We start from the raw sequence: 18,179 nt of genomic DNA, 5'->3' as shown, positions 1-18,179 counted from the left end.
TATAGACGAAATAAAAAGCCATTTCCCTCGTCGGAAATGGCTTTGTCTATACTGATTATGCATATACAGGCGAGCTATGATTGATAGATAAATTACATGGATTAACTATAGCCTAACCCTTTTAATCGCATGGTTCTACATCCACTTTTACATCGTAAAATGTACTTCCCCACCCATAATCGGTTGGCCTGGAGGCAGTCAGCACATTCATCGTATATGTTGAATCATGAGACTGCGATTGCCACCATACGCCACAGCTCACAATCGTCCCTTTAGCCACAGTGTCGTCAATGTCCAAAGCAATTCGCAAGGATCCTCGCTCATTATACAAGCGCACAAACTCACTGTGTAATACCCCTTTACTGAGAGCATCCTCTGGATGCATGCGAGCTATCATCTGAGGTACATCCTCTTGTAACTCGCAAAAAGAAGAGTCCAATATGCGTGGGTCTGTTCCATTGATGAGGAAAAACTCCGCTGTATCTCCATGAGCTTCACGATACACAGGATATGGATCAGCCTCTATTGGATTGTATAACTCGATTTTACCTGATGATGTACCGTACTCCAGTTTATACGTGTCTGATAAGTCCATCTCCACCAGCTCCCCTGCCAAGATTCTATCTTGTATGTCTACTGGAATCGATGCATGTCGTACAATGTCTTCAATCATCTCCAATTCTGACATGGCAAATACAGGATTATCAATACCCATCGCTTTGGCAATGCTACAGATAGTATTCCAGTTAGAACGACTTTCACCAACTGGAGGAATGGCTTGATAGCCACAACCGATAGTGTAATGACCATAGGAATTATATACATCATTGTGCTCTACAGACGATGTGGCAGGGAGTACAATGTCCGCATACTTCGCCGTATCTGTCATAAATCGTTCATGAACGACTGTGAACAGGTCTTCTCTGGCTAATCCTTTACGCACCACCGTTTGGTCCGGCGATGTCACCGCTGGATTACTAGAGTATACATAGAGGACTTTAATCGGTGGGTTAGCCGCTTCTGTTAACATGGGCCCTAAATGAATCATAGGATTTAATCGGGTTTCTTTCCTCTGAAAGCGCTCCCAGCTGACACGCTTACCGCCAACAAATTGACTACCTGATGCACTCGATAACAAGCCCCCTCCTTTGTGTAGATATGCGCCCACCAAAGCCGGTAGTGCTACCACACACCGCACTGTATTGGCTCCATTTCCATACCGTGAAAGCCCACTGCCTAAGCGAATAAATGGCGCCATAGCACTTCCATAGGCACGAGCAAACTGGATGATTCGTTCTTCAGACACACCTGTAATCTGTGCTACTTTTGATGGTGAATACTGAGAAATAACAGTATCTCGGAATCCTTCATAGCCTTGTACATGACGATCGATAAACTCCTCATTTACTAGTCCTTCTTTGGCTAACACATAAGCTACCCCCAAGGCGAAAGCTCCATCTGTGCCCGGTCGCAAAATAATGACTTCATCCGCTAATTTTGTTGTCTCTGTGTGGTGGGTATCAATTACCCACAGCTTAGCACCTTGTTGACGAGCTATGGTCACATCGTGTAAGACATGTACATCCGTCGCCACTGCATTGAGGCTCCACAGCACCACGCAATCACTGTGTTGTATATCTTGTGGACGATTCCCCAAAGTGTTTCCCATAAGGCTAGCCCAACCATATCGCTTTGCGGGGGAACAAATTCCCTTATCTTGACGGGTAGCACCTAATATAGCAAAGAGCGGATCCCCTGCGCTTTTTTGTAAAATTCCCATGGTTCCTGCATAGGAATAAGGCATGATACTTTCAGAACCATAGGTGTCGATACAATATTGAAATCGCTCTGCAATTTCTTGTAATGCTTCGTCCCATGTGATAGGTGTAAATTGACCGCTTCCCTTAGGGCCTGTACGGCGCAAAGGGGTGGTCAGACGTCCACTATGGTGGACGGTTCGTTCATAATGTTGCATTTTTTGGCACAGTGTTCCTCGTGTGAAACTATGCGTTTTCATACCTCGTACCTGTTGCAACTGGTCTCCCTCAATGGTCAAGGTCAATCCACAGGCATCTGGGCAATCATAGGGACATACTGATGTCCTTATCTGTATGGGCTTCGTCATTATTCATTCCTTACTAGTCATCATCAAAGTCATCAAACAAGTCAAAGTCAACGTCAAAGTCGAAGTCAAAACTATCTCCAGAATCATGACTGTAGTGATCAGAGTCTTCGGACTCTCGCTCGTCATATTCTAACTCATCTTCCATAATATCATTGTAGTTGTCACGGAAAAACCGGTCTTGTTCTGTTTCGTTTGCATCGGGAGAATCATAGTCTTCATTAGAGTCTTCTGACAATACATCTGATTGTCTATAATCGCGAATCGTCATGGCTGCATAAGGGTCCACAGGTCTACTGTTTTCCGCTGAATCTTCAAGTTCTACCATATCCATAGCTCGATTCAAATCTTTAGGCGTTCCCTCTTGTTGCACCATATCCAAAAACTCATCCGAACTTACTTCACTCACTAGGGTATCCATATCTTCTACCACTGATGGATCCTTTTGTGGTTCTATGGTTTGTAATCGGCCCTGTCGTAAAAATCGATTCATTCTCTGTCGCCCCTTTCACCATCTCTCAACTATTATATGTATTATACCACCGATAGCTAGATTTTCACTATATCCCCTTATCTATCACCTTGTAAAGGTATCCCCTATATACTAAAAGGACCCCTGAGCAGGGGTCCTCATGTATAGTTGTATAGTATAGTTGTATAGTGTTAGTAATGTTCAGGATAGTATCACATATAATGGAGTGTATGTGATTAGTTCGATGTTACTTTCAGGAGGAGTTAGCCTAAAGTAGCACGTAAGAACCATAATTGTTTTTCATAGTAAGCGATGTGGTCTTCCATGATAGCTACTAATCCAAAGTTGCCTTCTTCATCAGCAGATTCACGAATGGCACGAGCTTCTTTATTCAACAATTCAAAGTCTCCTACTAAGAATTTATACACTTGTTCTACAGAGAATTTGTTGCCTGGTTCTTCTTTTAAAGATGCAATTTCTAAATATTTTGCTACATGTACTACAGGTTCTTCACCTTGCATTTTTACATGCTCAGCCACTGCATCATAATAGTCGAATGCTACATCGTAGACTTCTTCTAAATATTTGTGAGCTGGCACAAATTGAGATCCTACTACATTAAAATGGAAATTGTGAAGTTTAATGTTCCAAATTGCTAAGTTTGCAATATATTGGTTGACTGCTTGTAAGTTTTTCATAACTTGTTCTCCTTTTCTTAGTTTTTGCTAATTAGTATAATTAGCAATTAATAATTATTATTTATTATGTACATATCTTAACATAGTAAATTTAAAAATGCAATAGTTTTTCATATAGTTTATCGAAATATTTAAATGTAAAAAGTTCCCGTTACCTATAACGTAACGAGAACTTATATCACATATTATTCACTTTTCTTAATAAATCCTTGTGTAGCGCTGTACAAGCAGAACCATACAAAGAAACTAGCCCCTGTAATAATCAAATACATGGTGTCTGTTAACTCACCCGAACGATACATCGCCAAAGTGTAAAAGAAGGCAGTCATGGTCATCAGAATATAGGATAATACGTAGCGCATACCACGCTCTACCTCTGCATCGGTGAACATTTCTTTCTTGAAACGCATCCAGTAAATCCCACAAAGAACTAAGCCGCCCAACATATTAGCAGCTAGTAAACTCATGTCTGCCCTGCCATTAAAGAACCAGCACAACGCCAAATGATTGATGAATAGCATCCATTTGATCATCGTCGTCAAACGGGCTGTTGTAATCGTTTGCTGTGGCTGTGATTGGTGTTGCTTCTTTTTCTTTCCTTTTCCCATAGTATCCTCTCTATTTAATCTGTTCTCTATGTCTTAGAACAATACATGAGATGTATAAATTAATCGCAACGCTAAGATGCCAACCCCAATAGATAAACCAATCAAGATTGTTTTTGCTCGTAACCGTTTGGCAATATAGGCGCCTAGTTGCCCACCTAGTAAGGCACCAATACCGCAAGGGATGGCCACTTCAAAATGGATGTGTCCGTTCAAGAAGTGCGTTAATGTCCCTACCGATGTGGAGGTAGCTAGGATAAAATGACTCGTAGCTGTTGCCATATGCGTAGGGAATCCCATCATATAAATCAAGGCTGGCACGTGAATCAATCCACCGCCAATACCAAATAAGCTTGAAATAAAGCCTACTACCAAACTCACTAAAACACCTACTACTTTATTGTAGGTCAATTCTTCTAGTTGCAAGCTTTCTTCTTTCCGCTCTCCCTTTCTCATATTTTTATATCCTATAAACAAGGACATAATCAACAAGAAAGATCCGAACCAGAACCGGAATCCACTGGGATCAAAATAAGCTACTACTCTGGCACCAATGATGGATCCAGGAAAGGTGGCAATACTAAATAAAATCGCCGCACTATACAGTACCTTTTTTTGTTTTACATACGCCAAGGTTCCAGAAATAGCATTGCATGTCACAGTAAATAGCGAGGTGCCTACCACCATGGCTGGCGTCCACTCTGGGAAAAAATATAGAAATACAGGTACAAAAATCATGCCTCCACCAGCACCAATGATCGTTCCTAGAGCAGCCACAGCAACGCCTAACAATATAAATCCTAAAATACTTACTACATCCATACCTTAGTCCTCCTTAGTTAGCTTCGCAAATCGATCTAGTTTATGCTTCTTAAAGATCGCTTTCATCCCTCGCTTTTCTGCTTTTTTCTCTGCCTTTTTCTCTGCTTTTTTGGCTACTTTTTGTAAAACCTTCTCCGTCCATGCATCACCATGTTCTTCTGCATAGCGTTCCCATTTAGATAGCTTTTTCGCCCACTTGTCTATAGAATGAGCCTCTTTTTTATGTTTCGACTTATCCTTGCTTTTTTCCTTCTTTTTCTTTTTTTCTTGTTTCACAATACAACATTTTTCTCGCTCTTCTGGGATAGGAGAATCTTCTGTGCAATGTTTACAACGTTTTTTATATTCTTTTTTGGGTTTTCCCATCTCGAAGGTATCATACAAGTGAGACTCTGCACTAGTTTGTTTTGTTAGGTCTATAGCAGTCTCCTCTTGACTAACATCTGCACGGTCCTCTTCTGCCAACTCCCAGTCTTCATAGTCATATTCATGGATACGCTTCGTTTCGCTAGCACTGCTAAATAAATCCATAAACGAACTTGATACTGGCTTTAGTTCAACGGTTTCCACAACTTCTTCGACAGCCTCTTCCCCTTGCCAGCGGTCAGCCATCACAAAGTCTACCCCTAAAGCAACCCCTACATCATAGCCTTCCACACCTTCCTCAGCCATAGATTCTACTTCTGTTGGCTCTTCTAAGGAAGATATCATATCACACAGATAGTGCTCCCTTACCATACTTTGGAGACTACGTAGTTCTTCCCATTGTTTTCCTAGCAGCGCCAACATATGAGCAAAGTTTTCTAAATCTTCTACCACTTCCATAGCCATTTCAGGAGATTCCATATGTTGCGCCTCTAAATTCGCCACATATTGCTGTTGTACTTCCTTGCAATGACCATAGGCTGTCTGCAATCCTTGTAACAATTCTTCAATCTGTTCCTGTTCCAATATATATTGTTGCATACTATCCTCCTAAGACGATGTCGTGTCATCCTTCAACTTTCGTTTCCACAGAGCTCCCGTGGTAACAATATCTTCTCCAAACCGTTCTTCCAAAGTATCTAGCACTTGCGCTAATCGATCTGGCTCTGTTTCTTCACTCTGAAAGAGCGAATCTTGTTCCACCTGCTGGTGAAAGCCACTGACCGTAATTCCCAACAAGCGAAACGGTCCCTGTACATTAAGTTTATTATATAATACACACGCCGTCTCATACAATACATCTTCTCGGTCCGTCTGATAGGATAATCGTTTTTGCCGTGTTTTGGTTGTAAAATCTGGTAATCGCACTTTGATAGCTATCGTATGACCTTTGAGCCCCTTCTGGCGTAATCGCTTAGCCACGTGATGCGCAAAATATCGCCATTCATGGTCAATTTCCTCTGGATCCACTAAATCCCTTTCATAGGTCAGTTCATTGCCTACGGATTGCAACTCACGATTCCACTCAATAGGACGCTCATCAATGCCTTTGGATAACAAATAAATACGTTCACTTTGATGACCGCAATAGGGTTCTAACTCGTGATAGGACTCTAGGCGCGCAACATCTTGAATCTGATGAAAGCCACCTCGTTGTAAAGCTTGTTCCATATGGGCCCCTACGCCCCACAATCTACGCACTGGTAAGCGCCCAATATGTGCTACCTCTTGCCCATGAGGAATAATGTATAAGCCATCCGGTTTTTTCAAATCCGATGCAAGCTTCGCTAAAAACTTATTCGGTCCAATCCCGACAGAGGCGACTAGACCCGTTAGATCCTTAATTTGCTCTTTCACAGCACGACCCACTGCCATAGGCGATTCATAGAGTTTTCCTAGCCCTGAAATATCTAAAAACGCCTCATCCATAGAAATGGGTTCTAAATAAGGACTAAACCGATGTAATACCTCATGAATTTGATCAGAAATTTCGTGATACCGTTCCATCCGTGGCAATAGATAGATACCATCTGGACATAATTTTCTAGCCTTCCCAATGGGCATAGCAGAACGCACTCCAAACTTTCGCGCTTCATAACTGCATGTAGCCACTACACCACGTGAAGAAAGGCCACCCACGATAACAGGGTGACCTTGTAATTCTGGACGATCATGTTGTTCTACAGATGCAAAGAAAGCATCCATGTCTACATGCATAATCCAACGTTTCATATTATTCTGCCGCCGCTTGAGGAGCGTCTTCGATGCGACAGTATTTAATTTGTGCGCAAATGCACTCATCTTTTGTTTTATATAATTCAGGCAAGAATTTAACAAATTCATCAAATGCTTCTTCATTAATGGAATAGCGAGTCCACAAGCCACTACGCACAGAATTCACAATACCTGCATCAATTAAAATTTTCATATGATAACTAAGGGTAGATTGAGATAACTCAAAACTAGCCAAAATATCACAAGCACATAATTCATTACAAGACAACATGTCTACAATGTGCAATCTCGTTTCATCGCTAAGGGCTTTAAAAATCGCTGCCAATCGTTCGTATGTAACTTCTAACATCCTCATTCTCCTATATGTATTCTAGTGTAACCTTACCCCCTTATTATATACAAATTTTTAAACTAAATCTAATAATTTAAATGAATAAAGGATACCTTTTAGTAATAGCACTATATGATTTCTGAAAGATAAAAACGACAAAGCATAGCTTTGCCGTTTTTATGGGAAGTAAAGGATCTAAGATGTGTTCTTAGGAAAGTTTACAAATATAGTCAACATGCTCATTTAGTGCACCTTGTGTTGTTCGAGACTCGATAGAGAGAGGGAGAAGAATCTCGAACCACAAGGTCTAAAAGAGCTGTTTATTTACATTAGATTTTGCCAACTAAGCCAAGGTCTGCTGGGTTCAATGTTTTTTCACCAGGAGTCCATTTTGCTGGGCATACTTCGCCATGTTTTGCAACAAATTGGCAAGCTTGTACTTTACGTACTAACTCAGCAGCGGAACGACCTACGCCCATGTCGCAAATTTCTGCGGCACGAACGATGCCTTCTGGGTCCACTACGAAAGAACCACGATAGGCTTGGCCAGATTCTTCAGAGAATGTATCGAAGAAATCAGCTAATTCATGTTTAATATCGGATAACATAGTGTATTCGATTTTATTGATTGTAGGAGATGCATCGGACCACGCTTTGTGAACGAATGCAGAGTCAACAGACACGGAGAACACTTCTACACCCAAATCTTTCAATTCTGCGTATTGATCTTGTAAGTCTGCCAATTCTGTTGGGCACACAAATGTGAAGTCTGCTGGATAGAATACAAATACGCTCCATTTACCTTCGATATCTTTATTGCTCACTTTAATAATTTCAGGTTTACGGAATGCGTCTAATTCAAACGCTGGTAGTTGTTTACCGATGATTGCCATTCTAATATCTCCTTTGATGCAACAACCTATGCATAGCACATACTAAGTATGTGACTATCTAATCAATCTATGTATCTATCATACACTATGCTTTTATAAAAATCAATATAGAATTGTTCTCATTCTCTATACCAATAATGCATAGATTACTTTTCTAACATCGTTTCTAAGATAACAACATCGGTTTGCTTCATTCCCTCACGGGCGATGGTCGCTACCGTTTGCACTGTATGGTCAATGTCTTCTTTGACGATACCTTGGCCTGCTTTAAAGCTATTATCCGTCTTTGCTTGAGTATATGCCAATAAGGAATTACCAAGGGACATACCAATTTTCATAGCACACGATGCTTTCGCTCCATCACAAACAACACCAGATGTACCTGCCAATGCATTTGATAATGTTTCCCAAACAACTTCTTTAGATTCGTTTAACAAAAATGCTACTCCAGCCGCTGTAGCAGAGGCAGCACTCACCACACCACAGTAAGCACTCAAACGACCAATATATTGTTTGATGTATAGAGCTAGCACATTGGCTAAGGCTAAGGAACGCAATGTATGGTCACGATCGATACCATATTCTTTGGCATACATCATAATAGGTACAGACAATGTAATACCTTGGTTACCACTACCGCAGTTAATCATAACAGGCATAGAACAACCGTCCATGCGCGCATCAGATCCAGCTGCAGCATAGGCACGAGCTTTATCTGCAATAGAGGAAGAGTTGGAAATAATCAATTTACCAATGTTAGAACCATAATTATTTTTCATACCTTCTTCAGCTATGGCCATATTCAAATCTAATTGTGGGCCTAAAATATCTTCTAATTCTTTCGCATCTACTGTGCTAGCAAATGCATAGCAAGAGTCAAAGCACAATTCCATAGAATGCTTTGCCACTTCTTCCGGAGATAAAGCAATCAATACTTCTCCGTCTTTTTCTGCATAAGAAATTGTAGTATGTGTATTTTGAACAATCACCTTAGACGTGTGCTCACCAGCAACGGCAGTGACTTCGATAAATAGGTTTTCTACCCCTTCTGCTAACTCGATATCACAGTAATCCGCTTCAAATAAACGGTCTGCCTCTACTACTTGTTCATGGGTAAGGTCCTCTAACACTTCTAATTCTTTTGCCGCTGTGCCTACTAAGGTGCCTAAAATAAGACTATAGTAAATGCCAGTACGACCCTCTGAATTTGGAATGGTCACACTTTTCGCATTTTTAATAATATTACCGCTTAAACGGCCGTGAATATGATCTGGTCGAACTCCCAACAGTTCTGCCGCTTTCGCCGCTGCAAACGCCAAGGCAATTGGCTCTGTACAACCGAAGGCAGGTTTTACCTCACGTTTTAATAAATCTATGTACTCTTTCATACAAACCTCCTACTTACTCTATCGTAACAGTGCTATACTTCACCAACTACTAGCACCGTATAAGTTGTAGACTTTCAAATACTACCTACTTATTGTATCATACCACATCCATATCCTGTGAAAGTATACAAATCAGTTATAGCTGCCATAATTTCTTATGTATACAATATGATGTTATCGCTTCTATATCAACATCTACACCCAATCCAGCACCATTAGGTACCTCTACAAATTGTGAAAGTCCCTTTGTACCGCAGTCTTGTATTCTACTAACAATGGGTGGACTAGTCAAATCTCGATCAAAATAACGCAGTGAATCTGACAAATCTCCCGGCATATAGGCATCGCCTAAAGCCGCTAATTGTACATGCATCCACTTAGAAATACTCGATTCCACCATGGAGCCAATCCAGTACTGAATCCCATGGTCACGACAATAGTGAATGACCTTAGCCGTTTCTCTAAGACCACCTAAACGCCCTACCTTTACATTCAGCACATCTAATAATCCATGGCTATGGGCATAGACCAAATCGTCATAGCTCAATATTGATTCATCTAAGCATATAGGTGTCGTAATCTCCCAATCATGGGTTGACCTATATTGTTGATAGGTTGCTAAACTATCTATCTGAAAGGGCTCTTCTATACACGCCAAATCAAATCCATTAAATGCCCGTACTTTGTCCATCTCTTGATAGGTATAACTTTGATTCGCATCCACCGCTAACATAAGGTTCGGATAGGCTGAACGCACTCGTTGCACTCGTTCATAACCATCTTTGGGGGATACTTTCAGTTTAATACGTTCACACCCTTGTGATACATAATTAGACACGGCATCCACCAAAGTATCTAGCGGAATCTCGCCTATAACAATCCCTGTAGGCACGGTCGCTGCTAAGGGCTGTTGCAACACATATTCCACCGTATTAACCCCTAAACGAGCACATTGCAGATGGAGTAAAGCATTTTCCACGGACGCCACGGTCATAGGCATTCCTTCCGACAACCATTGCTGTGGTAATGTGGTGCTTACTTCTTGCCCCAATAGGTTTGGCAAATACCGTGTGCATAATACATCCCAACAAGATGCCACCGTTTCCAGCGTATAAAAAGGGTCTACGAAGGCCACGCATTCCCCGTAGCCTACATAGCCCTCTTCATCTTCCAAACGAACAATGAGAGTATCCCTAACACCTACTTTGCCCTTTGCTGTTTTGAAAGTAAACTTCATCGGTAGTTGTACATGGTACAGGGCAATATTTGTAATCATAGGACACCTCTCATTTCTACTGCGATAATTAAAATGATATATACCTAATCAGCTTCATACTATAGCCTATCTATGACTGCATGACATAGTAGACACCACTGTAGTATGCAGTAGATATGTTATCTATTACTGTAATACACAGTAAATAGTCTTTTAAACACTATTTCTTGCTATATCTACTCATTCTTCTAGTACATATGCTTAATATAATTTTTAGTATTTTTTAGTATAGAAAAACTGTTTCAGCATCTGTCTATACGCCTCTGGCGCTTCTACATGCACATTATGCCCCACCTGTGGCACGATGCAATGGACATCGCCAAAATACTGTGCTCCGATGGCTGTATATTTCATATCTAGCTCGCCACTAATGTAACAGACCCGCATAGTTAATTCCGACAATCGATGCCCTACATAAGGCATACTACCCTGTCCACTTCCTTCCAAGGTGAAAGCCAACGCATGGGGGCTATTTAATAACCGTCGACGCTGAATTTGCTGTTGTACCTTTGCAGGTAAACTTTGTTGGGTCTTAAAAATATCTAACTTTGCCCAGGTCTCGCTGAACCACTGTATATCTTTCTCACGAATGCGATTCCCTAACGCTTTATCTGCAAAATAACGTTCTTGGCGTTCCCCTCTATCTTCTATCCCTACAGAGCCACTTTCCAAGACTAGGTGACTCACTTCCTCTGGATACTCCAATGTATAGAGTAAAGCTAACCTAGCCCCCATGGAGTAGCCCATGAGAGCATAGCTTTCACCGGCTACGGCATAGATAACTCTATGTAAGTCGCTCAGCATTTGCGGCAATGTATAGGGTGTTAATTCCATAGGCCGTGCAGACCTACCATGACCCATACTATCGATCCGTATCAACCGATAGCCTGGTACCTCTATGCCATCCCAGGTGGATCCGAATTCCGAAAACCCATGGAAACAGACTAGAGGTTTCCCTGTACCTACTACAGACACTCCGTAGTGATACTCCCCTATGTTGATCTGCATCCGTTGTATATCTAAGGTTTGTATATCTTGAATCATTGACTTCATATTATTGCACCCGATACACTTTGTGTAGTTCACGGCTAATTTCTTTAGACGTAGGCACTTCGATAATATGAATACCCTCTGTACCGATATACTGTTTCATGGCTAATTCTAACTCTGCATTTGTCGTGACTTTCACATAGTCTAATCCATACATGGTTGCCAGTCCACTGTAATCAATGCCCTGCGGTGTATTGAATAGGTAATCGAAATCATCCGCTCCTTTTTGTGGCAAATATTGGAAAATTCCGCCACCATCATTGTTATGCAAAATGATGGTCAAATTCATACCATGTGTCTTGCCAATGGCTAAGCCATTCAAATCGTGAAAGAAACTTAAATCTCCTGTAACCATGACCGTCGGTTTCCCATTCGTACTAATCCCTAACGCCGTAGACACCGTTCCATCAATACCATTGGTGCCACGATTACCGTACACCCTAGCTTGAGATCGCCCAGAGGCCCAAAAATAGTCCATATCCCGAATAGACATACTATTCGCTACTAGAATTTGTCCCTCATGGGGCATCATGTGTTGCAACATATGAATCGTACGACCTTCAAATAAAGTTGGTTCTTCTTGTACTTTGTCTAATTGTTGACGGCTGTCGGATTCTATCTGTTGCCATGCTTTTACATATTCTATGTCGGCTATTGTATACTGAGCAAATACAACACTACCGTTCTCTACTCTATGTTTTTCATTTATATTTTCTTGTTGCACTCCTAATTCATCACCAGCAGTGCTTACATTAGAGTCTTCTACATTAGATATATTGAATAGATTTTGCTCTTTATCTCTTATCCTTGTGCTTAGTCCTGGTATCACAAATAAGCCACGACACAACTCCCCTAAGAATACATCTACACTCGCCATCACATGTATAGTGGTTGTCAAACTAGGATTCACCACATCTGCATTAGGACTCACCGTAATATAGTCGATGTCCGTCAAGGTTGCCATCCATTGTTGAATCCGCTTCGACACAGGGATTTGCCCCAATTGGATGACCACATCTGGTCGCAACTCCTCCCACCGCTCATGATGCGCTAAGAATGCATCATAGGTGCTGATGACGCCCTCATATTGACGCAAATTGGACAAAGGGTCCCCTATCACAACGGCACCAATTCGTTCTGCAAACTCTACCACTGTTTTAGGATTCGTCACACTAGGGCCACCCAAGATGAGTACTCGTTTTCCATCTAGCAAGGATACCAAAGGCCCTATTTCCTCATGTTTCACGAGGCGGAAAGGGTTCGCACTGCGCCCCTGTGTAAAATACTCTTCCTCACGATTGGGCACCAAGGGCTCAAACAAAGGTACATTGATGTGTACCGGTCCCAGTTTGTGGTCATTCGCTTTCAAATAGGCACGGCGTGCCACTTGACGAGGGTACGTGTAATAGTGACTTTCACTAGGCACAGACAATTCCTCATAATAGTTCACGGCAGTGCCAAAATATTTCTGTTGATCAATCGTCTGCGGTGCCCCCACCTGTTGCAAGGTGTACGGACGGTCGGCGGACAAGATGATCATCGGCACACCGCTGTGCTTGGCTTCCACCACAGCAGGGCCATAATGGGTCAATGCAGACCCCGATGTGCACACTAACACGGCTGGTTCGCCTTGTGCTTTAGCAATGCCCAACGCCATAAACCCAGCGGACCGCTCATCAATATTCATATACGTGTGAAAGCCTCCATGGCTTTGAAAGAGCATGGCTAATGTAGTGGACCGTGAACCAGGACTGAACACCGCATGGCGCACCCCTAATTGGTATAACTCATCGACCAAACTTGCTATATATTCATTCATATCGTATCTCCCATACCAACCTGTGGTATTGTACTATATCTAATAGTGACTATCTACTATGTATTATACCATTGTTTTTAGATTCTGTACGTATCCATATGAGTTGCACTGGGTATCTATCTAACACCTAGACGCCCCTATCTCGTTCATAATTAACTGACATACATAGACATGGGTTCATAACAAAAAAAGGAATGCTGATTGCTCAACATTCCTGTTTAACTTCCTGTATCTGTTCAATACATCGGTACGGATTCATCATCCTACCCTATGGCATGCCTAATTGGATCTATACGTGGATGTATCATCCTACAAGGCATCCAATATGGTGCCCATTTTATTGATAGTTTCTTCGTACTCTTCATCGCTATTGGATTCGCTCACAATACCACATCCTGCATAGGCATAGAGTCGGTTATCCATGATAAGGGCAGACCGAATAGCCACCACTAGAATGCCATCCCCCATATCCTTCATAAATCCAAATGGTGCCGCATACATGCCGCGCTCATGGGTCTCATACTTAGCCAGTAAATCCATCGCCAGTTCTCGTGGCTCGCCCCCTAGGGCTGGTGTGGGATGTAACAATTGACCCCATTCGATGAGGGATTTCGTGCTATCCTTAGCGGTGATGATGGTCCGCAAATGGTATAACCGTGAAAGCTCCATAATCCCTGTCTCTCCTATGGTCACATCCTTCGTTACTTGTCGCATCGTATGCACAATACGATCTCGCACAATATTATGCTCCAACCGATTTTTATGGTCATTTAGGAATCGCTCTTTCGTCCACGCCTTAGGACCAAACTTTGGTGCTGTTCCTGCCAAAGCATAGCTTAGAATTTCATCCCCCCGATGACGTACGAGAATTTCAGGAGATGCCCCCACGAAGGTACGCCCCTCTTTCTCATAACCAAAAATAAAGCAATTCGGGTTATTCTCCACCAAACGGTCTAATATACTCACCACATCAAACTTTGTAGGGCTGGTAAATTCTACTTCACGAGAAGAAACCACCTTCGTCATGCGCCCATCATGGATATTTGTCAAAATGGCATCCATCAAGGTATCCCAATCTTGTTTATCATCACTGGTTTCTGTGAAAGCGTGGTCTACGCGCTCAATCTTATGGCGCTGTATATCTACGCCCTCCCCTGCATGCAGATAAAAGGACTCCCCATTTTCTACAATATAGTAATGGGTGAAAGCCACCATTTCATGGCCCATATTACTCCATTTTTTATCTTTTACAGTAGGGAAGAAGGTGCCCCCATAAAATACGTACGCATATTGTTCCCTGTCGATATCATCTTGTACCACCGCCAATCGTTTGGCGCCTACCACCACACGATCACTTTGACGGTCCACCCAAAAGACCCGTTCTTCCCCCTCAAAGTTTAGCCAAAACTCCAAAGGATTGTCTAATTGTAAAGGCTCCTTAATATATTTCATATGACTCCTCATCGTCCCTAATCCCTAAGTAGGGACACGTTATATAGATTCTATTACAATTATACCACACCTGTGAAACTCTAATGCAGTCTTAGTATGTCACTACATGGGTCACTATTCTAGTCTAGTCATTGAACACTTAGATAAAAACATATATTGATTCATATAAAAAATACATGTTAGGATACCCCAAAATAGAGTATACCTAACATGTATTCCTGTCATAATCTTAGTGTCTATACACTAGGAGATATCCTAGTGATCTATTCTCTAAGTTATTTCTTATTTAGCTTGTAATTTTGCGTAGATATCGTACAACGCTGCTTTTACTTGTTCGTTTTCAGCTGTTAAACGATCTACTGCGCTTTGTAATTCAGCTACTTTAGAGGAGTTCATTTTTGCACCTTCGCCGCTGCCGAATCCAATTGTAACGCCAGCATTAGCCATTGCGCCGTTACCGTTACCGAAGCTTACACCTGCATGGTACATTAAGTTTTCGCTAGCATAATGAGCTGCACCTAATGCTACAGCAGTTTTACCACGGTATGTACCAACACCTGCCATTACTTGAGTAGTTTGACCAGGGTTGTATTGTAGAGGTTTCAACGCTGCTAACGCCGCTGCATTCGCACCTACAGTTTTCACATCATTTTCAACAGTCGTTAAACGAGCTTCATGGTTTTTGTCTACTTCTTGTAAAGCTTTGATATCTGCAGAATGATCTTTTTTAAGAACTGTAGTATTCTTTAACGTGTTAATGCTTTCAGTAAATCTTTCGTTTGCTGCATCTTGAGCCTGTTTATTAGTCGCAATTGTGCTTGTATTGTTATCAATTTTACCATCTTGCGCAAGATTTTTATCATCTAAATCTTTTTTATTGTCTTTGATATTTTTTTCTAACTCATCAGATGCTGCTACAAGTACATCAGTTAACATATTTACTTTTGTATCTGCTACTTTTGCTGCATCTTTAGCTGCTTTAATTTCAACATCTTGGGCATTATTTTTTGCTTCTAACGTAGCATCTTTTTCATGTAATGCATCAATTTCTCCTGCTGTTTTAAGTAGGCCAGTTGCTACTGTTTTAATATTCTCAGTATTTGTCTTAATTTTACCATCTTGTTCAGCATCTTTAGCATCTATTCTATCGATTTCTTTTGCTGTTTCAATTAAGCCAGTTGCTACTGTTTTGATATTCTCTTTATTTTCTTTTACAGCTTCACCTAATTCTATATTTTTTTCTACTATTTCTTTAATGTAGCCGGTGTTTTTAGCAATACTTTCAGCATTTGTATTAATACTATCTACATTGTCATTAATAGCTTTTGTATTTTCATTAATTACTGTTGCATGTTCTACTAATTTTTTATTAGCTTCATCAACGGCTTTCGTATTTTTATCAATAGCTTTAGTATTAGCATCGATGGCTTCAGCATTGCCAGAAATTTCATTATCTTGCTCAGCGTTTTTATCGGTTAGTTCATCGATTTTTTCTGCTGTTTTAACTAAGCCAGTTGCTACTGTTTTAATATCGCCTGTATTTTTATCTACCTTAGCTTCTACATTTTTAAGCATTTCAAGGCCTTCTTTAGTACCTTTTACAGCTTCTAATGCAGTTGTGCGATTATCCAAGTTTGTAATAGAAGTTTCATGAGCGGAGTGTTGTTCTTTCAACTCAGCAATGTCTTTTTCATTTTTTTCTACAGCTTTTCCCATTGGATCAAGAATATTTTCACTTAAGTCAGTCATAGCATCAGTAAGCGCTTTAGTTGTATTTTCTTTTACTTTTGTAATACGCTCATCTGCTGCTTTAATTGCTTCTGCATTTTTAGCAATTTCTTTTTTATTAGCTTCGATATTCTCTTCATTTTTTGCTACATCAGTAGCTAATGGATTAAGAACTTCCTCACCTAACTTTTCCATAGCATTTGTAATTGCTTTAGCTGTAAGTTCTTTTACTTTTGTAATACGATCATCTGCTGCTTTAATTGCTCCTGCATTTTTAGCAATTTCAGCCTTATTAGTTTCAATATTAGCACTATTTGCATCAATATCATTACGATTTGCTTCTACTGCTTTATCAACTACATCTAATTTTTCTTCATCTTTCTCTACAGACGCTTTAAGAGTTGTAATAGCCTCATTGTTAGCATTTACACTCTCAATAGCTTCTCCAATTTTTGTTGTATTGGCAGCAATCGCCTCTTTATTCGTAAGGATATCGCTAGCATTAGTGTCGATTTTCTTGCCATTTTCTTCAACGTCTGTAGATATCTCACTTACTGCATCAACTACTTTATCAACTCGTGTAGCCTGCGCTTCAATTTCAGTTTTGTTTTTTTCGATATTAGTAGTGTTTGTATCAATATCACTGCGATTTGCTTTTACTGCTTCATCAACATCATTTAATTTTTCTTCATCTTTCTCTACAGACGCTTTAAGAGTTGTAATAGCCTCATTGTTAGCATTTACACTCTCAATAGCTTCTCCAATTTTTGTTGTATTGGCAGCAATCGCCTCTTTATTCGTAAGGATATCACTAGCATTAGTATCGATTTTCTTGCCATTTTCTTCAACGTCTGTAGATATCTCACTTACTGCATCAACTACTTTATCAACTCGTGTAGCCTGCGCTTCAATTTCAGTTTTGTTTTTTTCGATATTTGCTTTATTTTCTTCAATTTGCGCATTATTTGCTGCTGCACCTGGTGTACCAGCTGTTACCTTAGCATTAATTTTAGAGACTGTTGTTTCTAAAGAAGTTAATCGAGTATCTAAACTATCAACATCAGCCGCATTCACCGCACCTACGCCACTAGTTAATACCAATGCAGCTGCTACAACTGCTGCTTTTTTACCATTGGATTTAGCAAACTCAGATGTTACCACATAACATTGTTTTGCTGCACTGTACACAACTTTGAAAATCTGATTCATAATAATCATTCTCCTTTTACTCGCGATTAATTATTACACACATGCCTGATAAAGTGTAGGTGTCATTACAATTAACTTTCTCTACAATTTCATCTTGTCTTCATAATAGCAAATTTAATTAAGTAAATCAATAAAAAACTTTAATAATTAACAC

At 40.6% G+C, this 18,179-nt stretch carries 15 protein-coding genes; all 15 read right to left on the bottom strand.

Going from position 1 to position 18,179, the window contains the following annotated elements; all coding sequences use genetic code 11:
* Nucleotides 1-121 precede the first annotated feature (121 nt).
* A complete protein-coding gene (locus tag EO127_RS03695) occupies nucleotides 122-2,125 on the bottom strand; it encodes a molybdopterin-dependent oxidoreductase (protein ID WP_240645997.1) in 2,004 nt (667 codons plus the stop codon).
* A gap of 13 nt (nucleotides 2,126-2,138) precedes the next feature.
* Complete coding sequence (locus tag EO127_RS03690; protein ID WP_127448082.1) at nucleotides 2,139-2,615, bottom strand: hypothetical protein; 477 nt, start codon at nucleotides 2,613-2,615, stop codon at nucleotides 2,139-2,141.
* Between the two features lie 242 nt (nucleotides 2,616-2,857).
* Entirely contained in the window at nucleotides 2,858-3,292 is a 435-nt protein-coding gene (locus EO127_RS03685; protein WP_127069360.1) for a DNA starvation/stationary phase protection protein, read from the bottom strand.
* Nucleotides 3,293-3,477: 185 nt separating this feature from the next.
* Complete coding sequence (locus tag EO127_RS03680) at nucleotides 3,478-3,900, bottom strand: hypothetical protein (protein ID WP_127160479.1); 423 nt, start codon at nucleotides 3,898-3,900, stop codon at nucleotides 3,478-3,480.
* Nucleotides 3,901-3,933: 33 nt separating this feature from the next.
* Nucleotides 3,934-4,719 carry a sulfite exporter TauE/SafE family protein gene (locus EO127_RS03675; protein WP_127448081.1) on the bottom strand — a complete coding sequence of 262 codons (786 nt, stop codon included), beginning with the start codon at nucleotides 4,717-4,719 and terminating at the stop codon, nucleotides 3,934-3,936.
* Between the two features lie 3 nt (nucleotides 4,720-4,722).
* Nucleotides 4,723-5,685 (bottom strand): hypothetical protein, encoded by a 963-nt coding sequence (locus EO127_RS03670; protein WP_127448080.1) that lies wholly within the window; start codon nucleotides 5,683-5,685, stop codon nucleotides 4,723-4,725.
* 9 nt (nucleotides 5,686-5,694) lie between these two features.
* The gene (locus EO127_RS03665) at nucleotides 5,695-6,876 is read right to left on the bottom strand and encodes a DNA polymerase IV (protein WP_127448079.1); all 1,182 of its coding nucleotides are present in this window, start codon (nucleotides 6,874-6,876) and stop codon (nucleotides 5,695-5,697) included.
* Nucleotide 6,877: 1 nt separating this feature from the next.
* Nucleotides 6,878-7,228 carry a helix-turn-helix transcriptional regulator gene (locus tag EO127_RS03660; RefSeq protein ID WP_127069355.1) on the bottom strand — a complete coding sequence of 117 codons (351 nt, stop codon included), beginning with the start codon at nucleotides 7,226-7,228 and terminating at the stop codon, nucleotides 6,878-6,880.
* A gap of 311 nt (nucleotides 7,229-7,539) precedes the next feature.
* Entirely contained in the window at nucleotides 7,540-8,103 is a 564-nt protein-coding gene (locus EO127_RS03655; protein ID WP_127069354.1) for a redoxin domain-containing protein, read from the bottom strand.
* Between the two features lie 146 nt (nucleotides 8,104-8,249).
* Complete coding sequence (locus EO127_RS03650; protein ID WP_127448078.1) at nucleotides 8,250-9,491, bottom strand: serine dehydratase subunit alpha family protein; 1,242 nt, start codon at nucleotides 9,489-9,491, stop codon at nucleotides 8,250-8,252.
* A 136-nt stretch (nucleotides 9,492-9,627) separates the two neighbouring features.
* Nucleotides 9,628-10,767 (bottom strand): o-succinylbenzoate synthase, encoded by a 1,140-nt coding sequence (gene menC, locus EO127_RS03645; RefSeq protein WP_127448077.1) that lies wholly within the window; start codon nucleotides 10,765-10,767, stop codon nucleotides 9,628-9,630.
* A 213-nt stretch (nucleotides 10,768-10,980) separates the two neighbouring features.
* The gene (gene menH, locus EO127_RS03640; RefSeq protein WP_240645995.1) at nucleotides 10,981-11,820 is read right to left on the bottom strand and encodes a 2-succinyl-6-hydroxy-2,4-cyclohexadiene-1-carboxylate synthase; all 840 of its coding nucleotides are present in this window, start codon (nucleotides 11,818-11,820) and stop codon (nucleotides 10,981-10,983) included.
* Between the two features lies 1 nt (nucleotide 11,821).
* Nucleotides 11,822-13,636 carry a 2-succinyl-5-enolpyruvyl-6-hydroxy-3-cyclohexene-1-carboxylic-acid synthase gene (gene menD, locus EO127_RS03635; RefSeq protein WP_127448076.1) on the bottom strand — a complete coding sequence of 605 codons (1,815 nt, stop codon included), beginning with the start codon at nucleotides 13,634-13,636 and terminating at the stop codon, nucleotides 11,822-11,824.
* Nucleotides 13,637-13,945: 309 nt separating this feature from the next.
* Nucleotides 13,946-15,088 (bottom strand): isochorismate synthase, encoded by a 1,143-nt coding sequence (locus EO127_RS03630; RefSeq protein ID WP_127448075.1) that lies wholly within the window; start codon nucleotides 15,086-15,088, stop codon nucleotides 13,946-13,948.
* Nucleotides 15,089-15,370: 282 nt separating this feature from the next.
* Nucleotides 15,371-18,025 carry a YadA-like family protein gene (locus tag EO127_RS03625; RefSeq protein WP_164742279.1) on the bottom strand — a complete coding sequence of 885 codons (2,655 nt, stop codon included), beginning with the start codon at nucleotides 18,023-18,025 and terminating at the stop codon, nucleotides 15,371-15,373.
* Between the last annotated feature and the right edge of the window lie 154 nt (nucleotides 18,026-18,179).

Origin of the sequence: Veillonella sp. 3310 (assembly GCF_003999875.1) — a bacterium.
Lineage (GTDB): Bacteria > Bacillota > Negativicutes > Veillonellales > Veillonellaceae > F0422.
This window is presented reverse-complemented; position numbering and strand designations above follow the sequence as displayed.

Excerpts from the sequence above, each read along its gene's own strand:
- EO127_RS03665 (WP_127448079.1), bottom strand. The coding sequence starts at position 6,876 with ATGAAACGTTGGATTATGCATGTAGACATGGATGCTTTCTTTGCATCT.
- menD (WP_127448076.1), bottom strand. The coding sequence starts at position 13,636 with ATGAATGAATATATAGCAAGTTTGGTCGATGAGTTATACCAATTAGGG.
- EO127_RS03695 (WP_240645997.1), bottom strand. The coding sequence starts at position 2,125 with ATGACGAAGCCCATACAGATAAGGACATCAGTATGTCCCTATGATTGC.
- EO127_RS03630 (WP_127448075.1), bottom strand. The coding sequence starts at position 15,088 with ATGAAATATATTAAGGAGCCTTTACAATTAGACAATCCTTTGGAGTTT.
- EO127_RS03675 (WP_127448081.1), bottom strand. The coding sequence starts at position 4,719 with ATGGATGTAGTAAGTATTTTAGGATTTATATTGTTAGGCGTTGCTGTG.
- EO127_RS03660 (WP_127069355.1), bottom strand. The coding sequence starts at position 7,228 with ATGTTAGAAGTTACATACGAACGATTGGCAGCGATTTTTAAAGCCCTT.
- EO127_RS03625 (WP_164742279.1), bottom strand. The coding sequence starts at position 18,025 with ATGAATCAGATTTTCAAAGTTGTGTACAGTGCAGCAAAACAATGTTAT.
- EO127_RS03670 (WP_127448080.1), bottom strand. The coding sequence starts at position 5,685 with ATGCAACAATATATATTGGAACAGGAACAGATTGAAGAATTGTTACAA.
- menH (WP_240645995.1), bottom strand. The coding sequence starts at position 11,820 with ATGAAGTCAATGATTCAAGATATACAAACCTTAGATATACAACGGATG.
- menC (WP_127448077.1), bottom strand. The coding sequence starts at position 10,767 with ATGATTACAAATATTGCCCTGTACCATGTACAACTACCGATGAAGTTT.
- EO127_RS03685 (WP_127069360.1), bottom strand. The coding sequence starts at position 3,292 with ATGAAAAACTTACAAGCAGTCAACCAATATATTGCAAACTTAGCAATT.
- EO127_RS03655 (WP_127069354.1), bottom strand. The coding sequence starts at position 8,103 with ATGGCAATCATCGGTAAACAACTACCAGCGTTTGAATTAGACGCATTC.
- EO127_RS03680 (WP_127160479.1), bottom strand. The coding sequence starts at position 3,900 with ATGGGAAAAGGAAAGAAAAAGAAGCAACACCAATCACAGCCACAGCAA.
- EO127_RS03690 (WP_127448082.1), bottom strand. The coding sequence starts at position 2,615 with ATGAATCGATTTTTACGACAGGGCCGATTACAAACCATAGAACCACAA.
- EO127_RS03650 (WP_127448078.1), bottom strand. The coding sequence starts at position 9,491 with ATGAAAGAGTACATAGATTTATTAAAACGTGAGGTAAAACCTGCCTTC.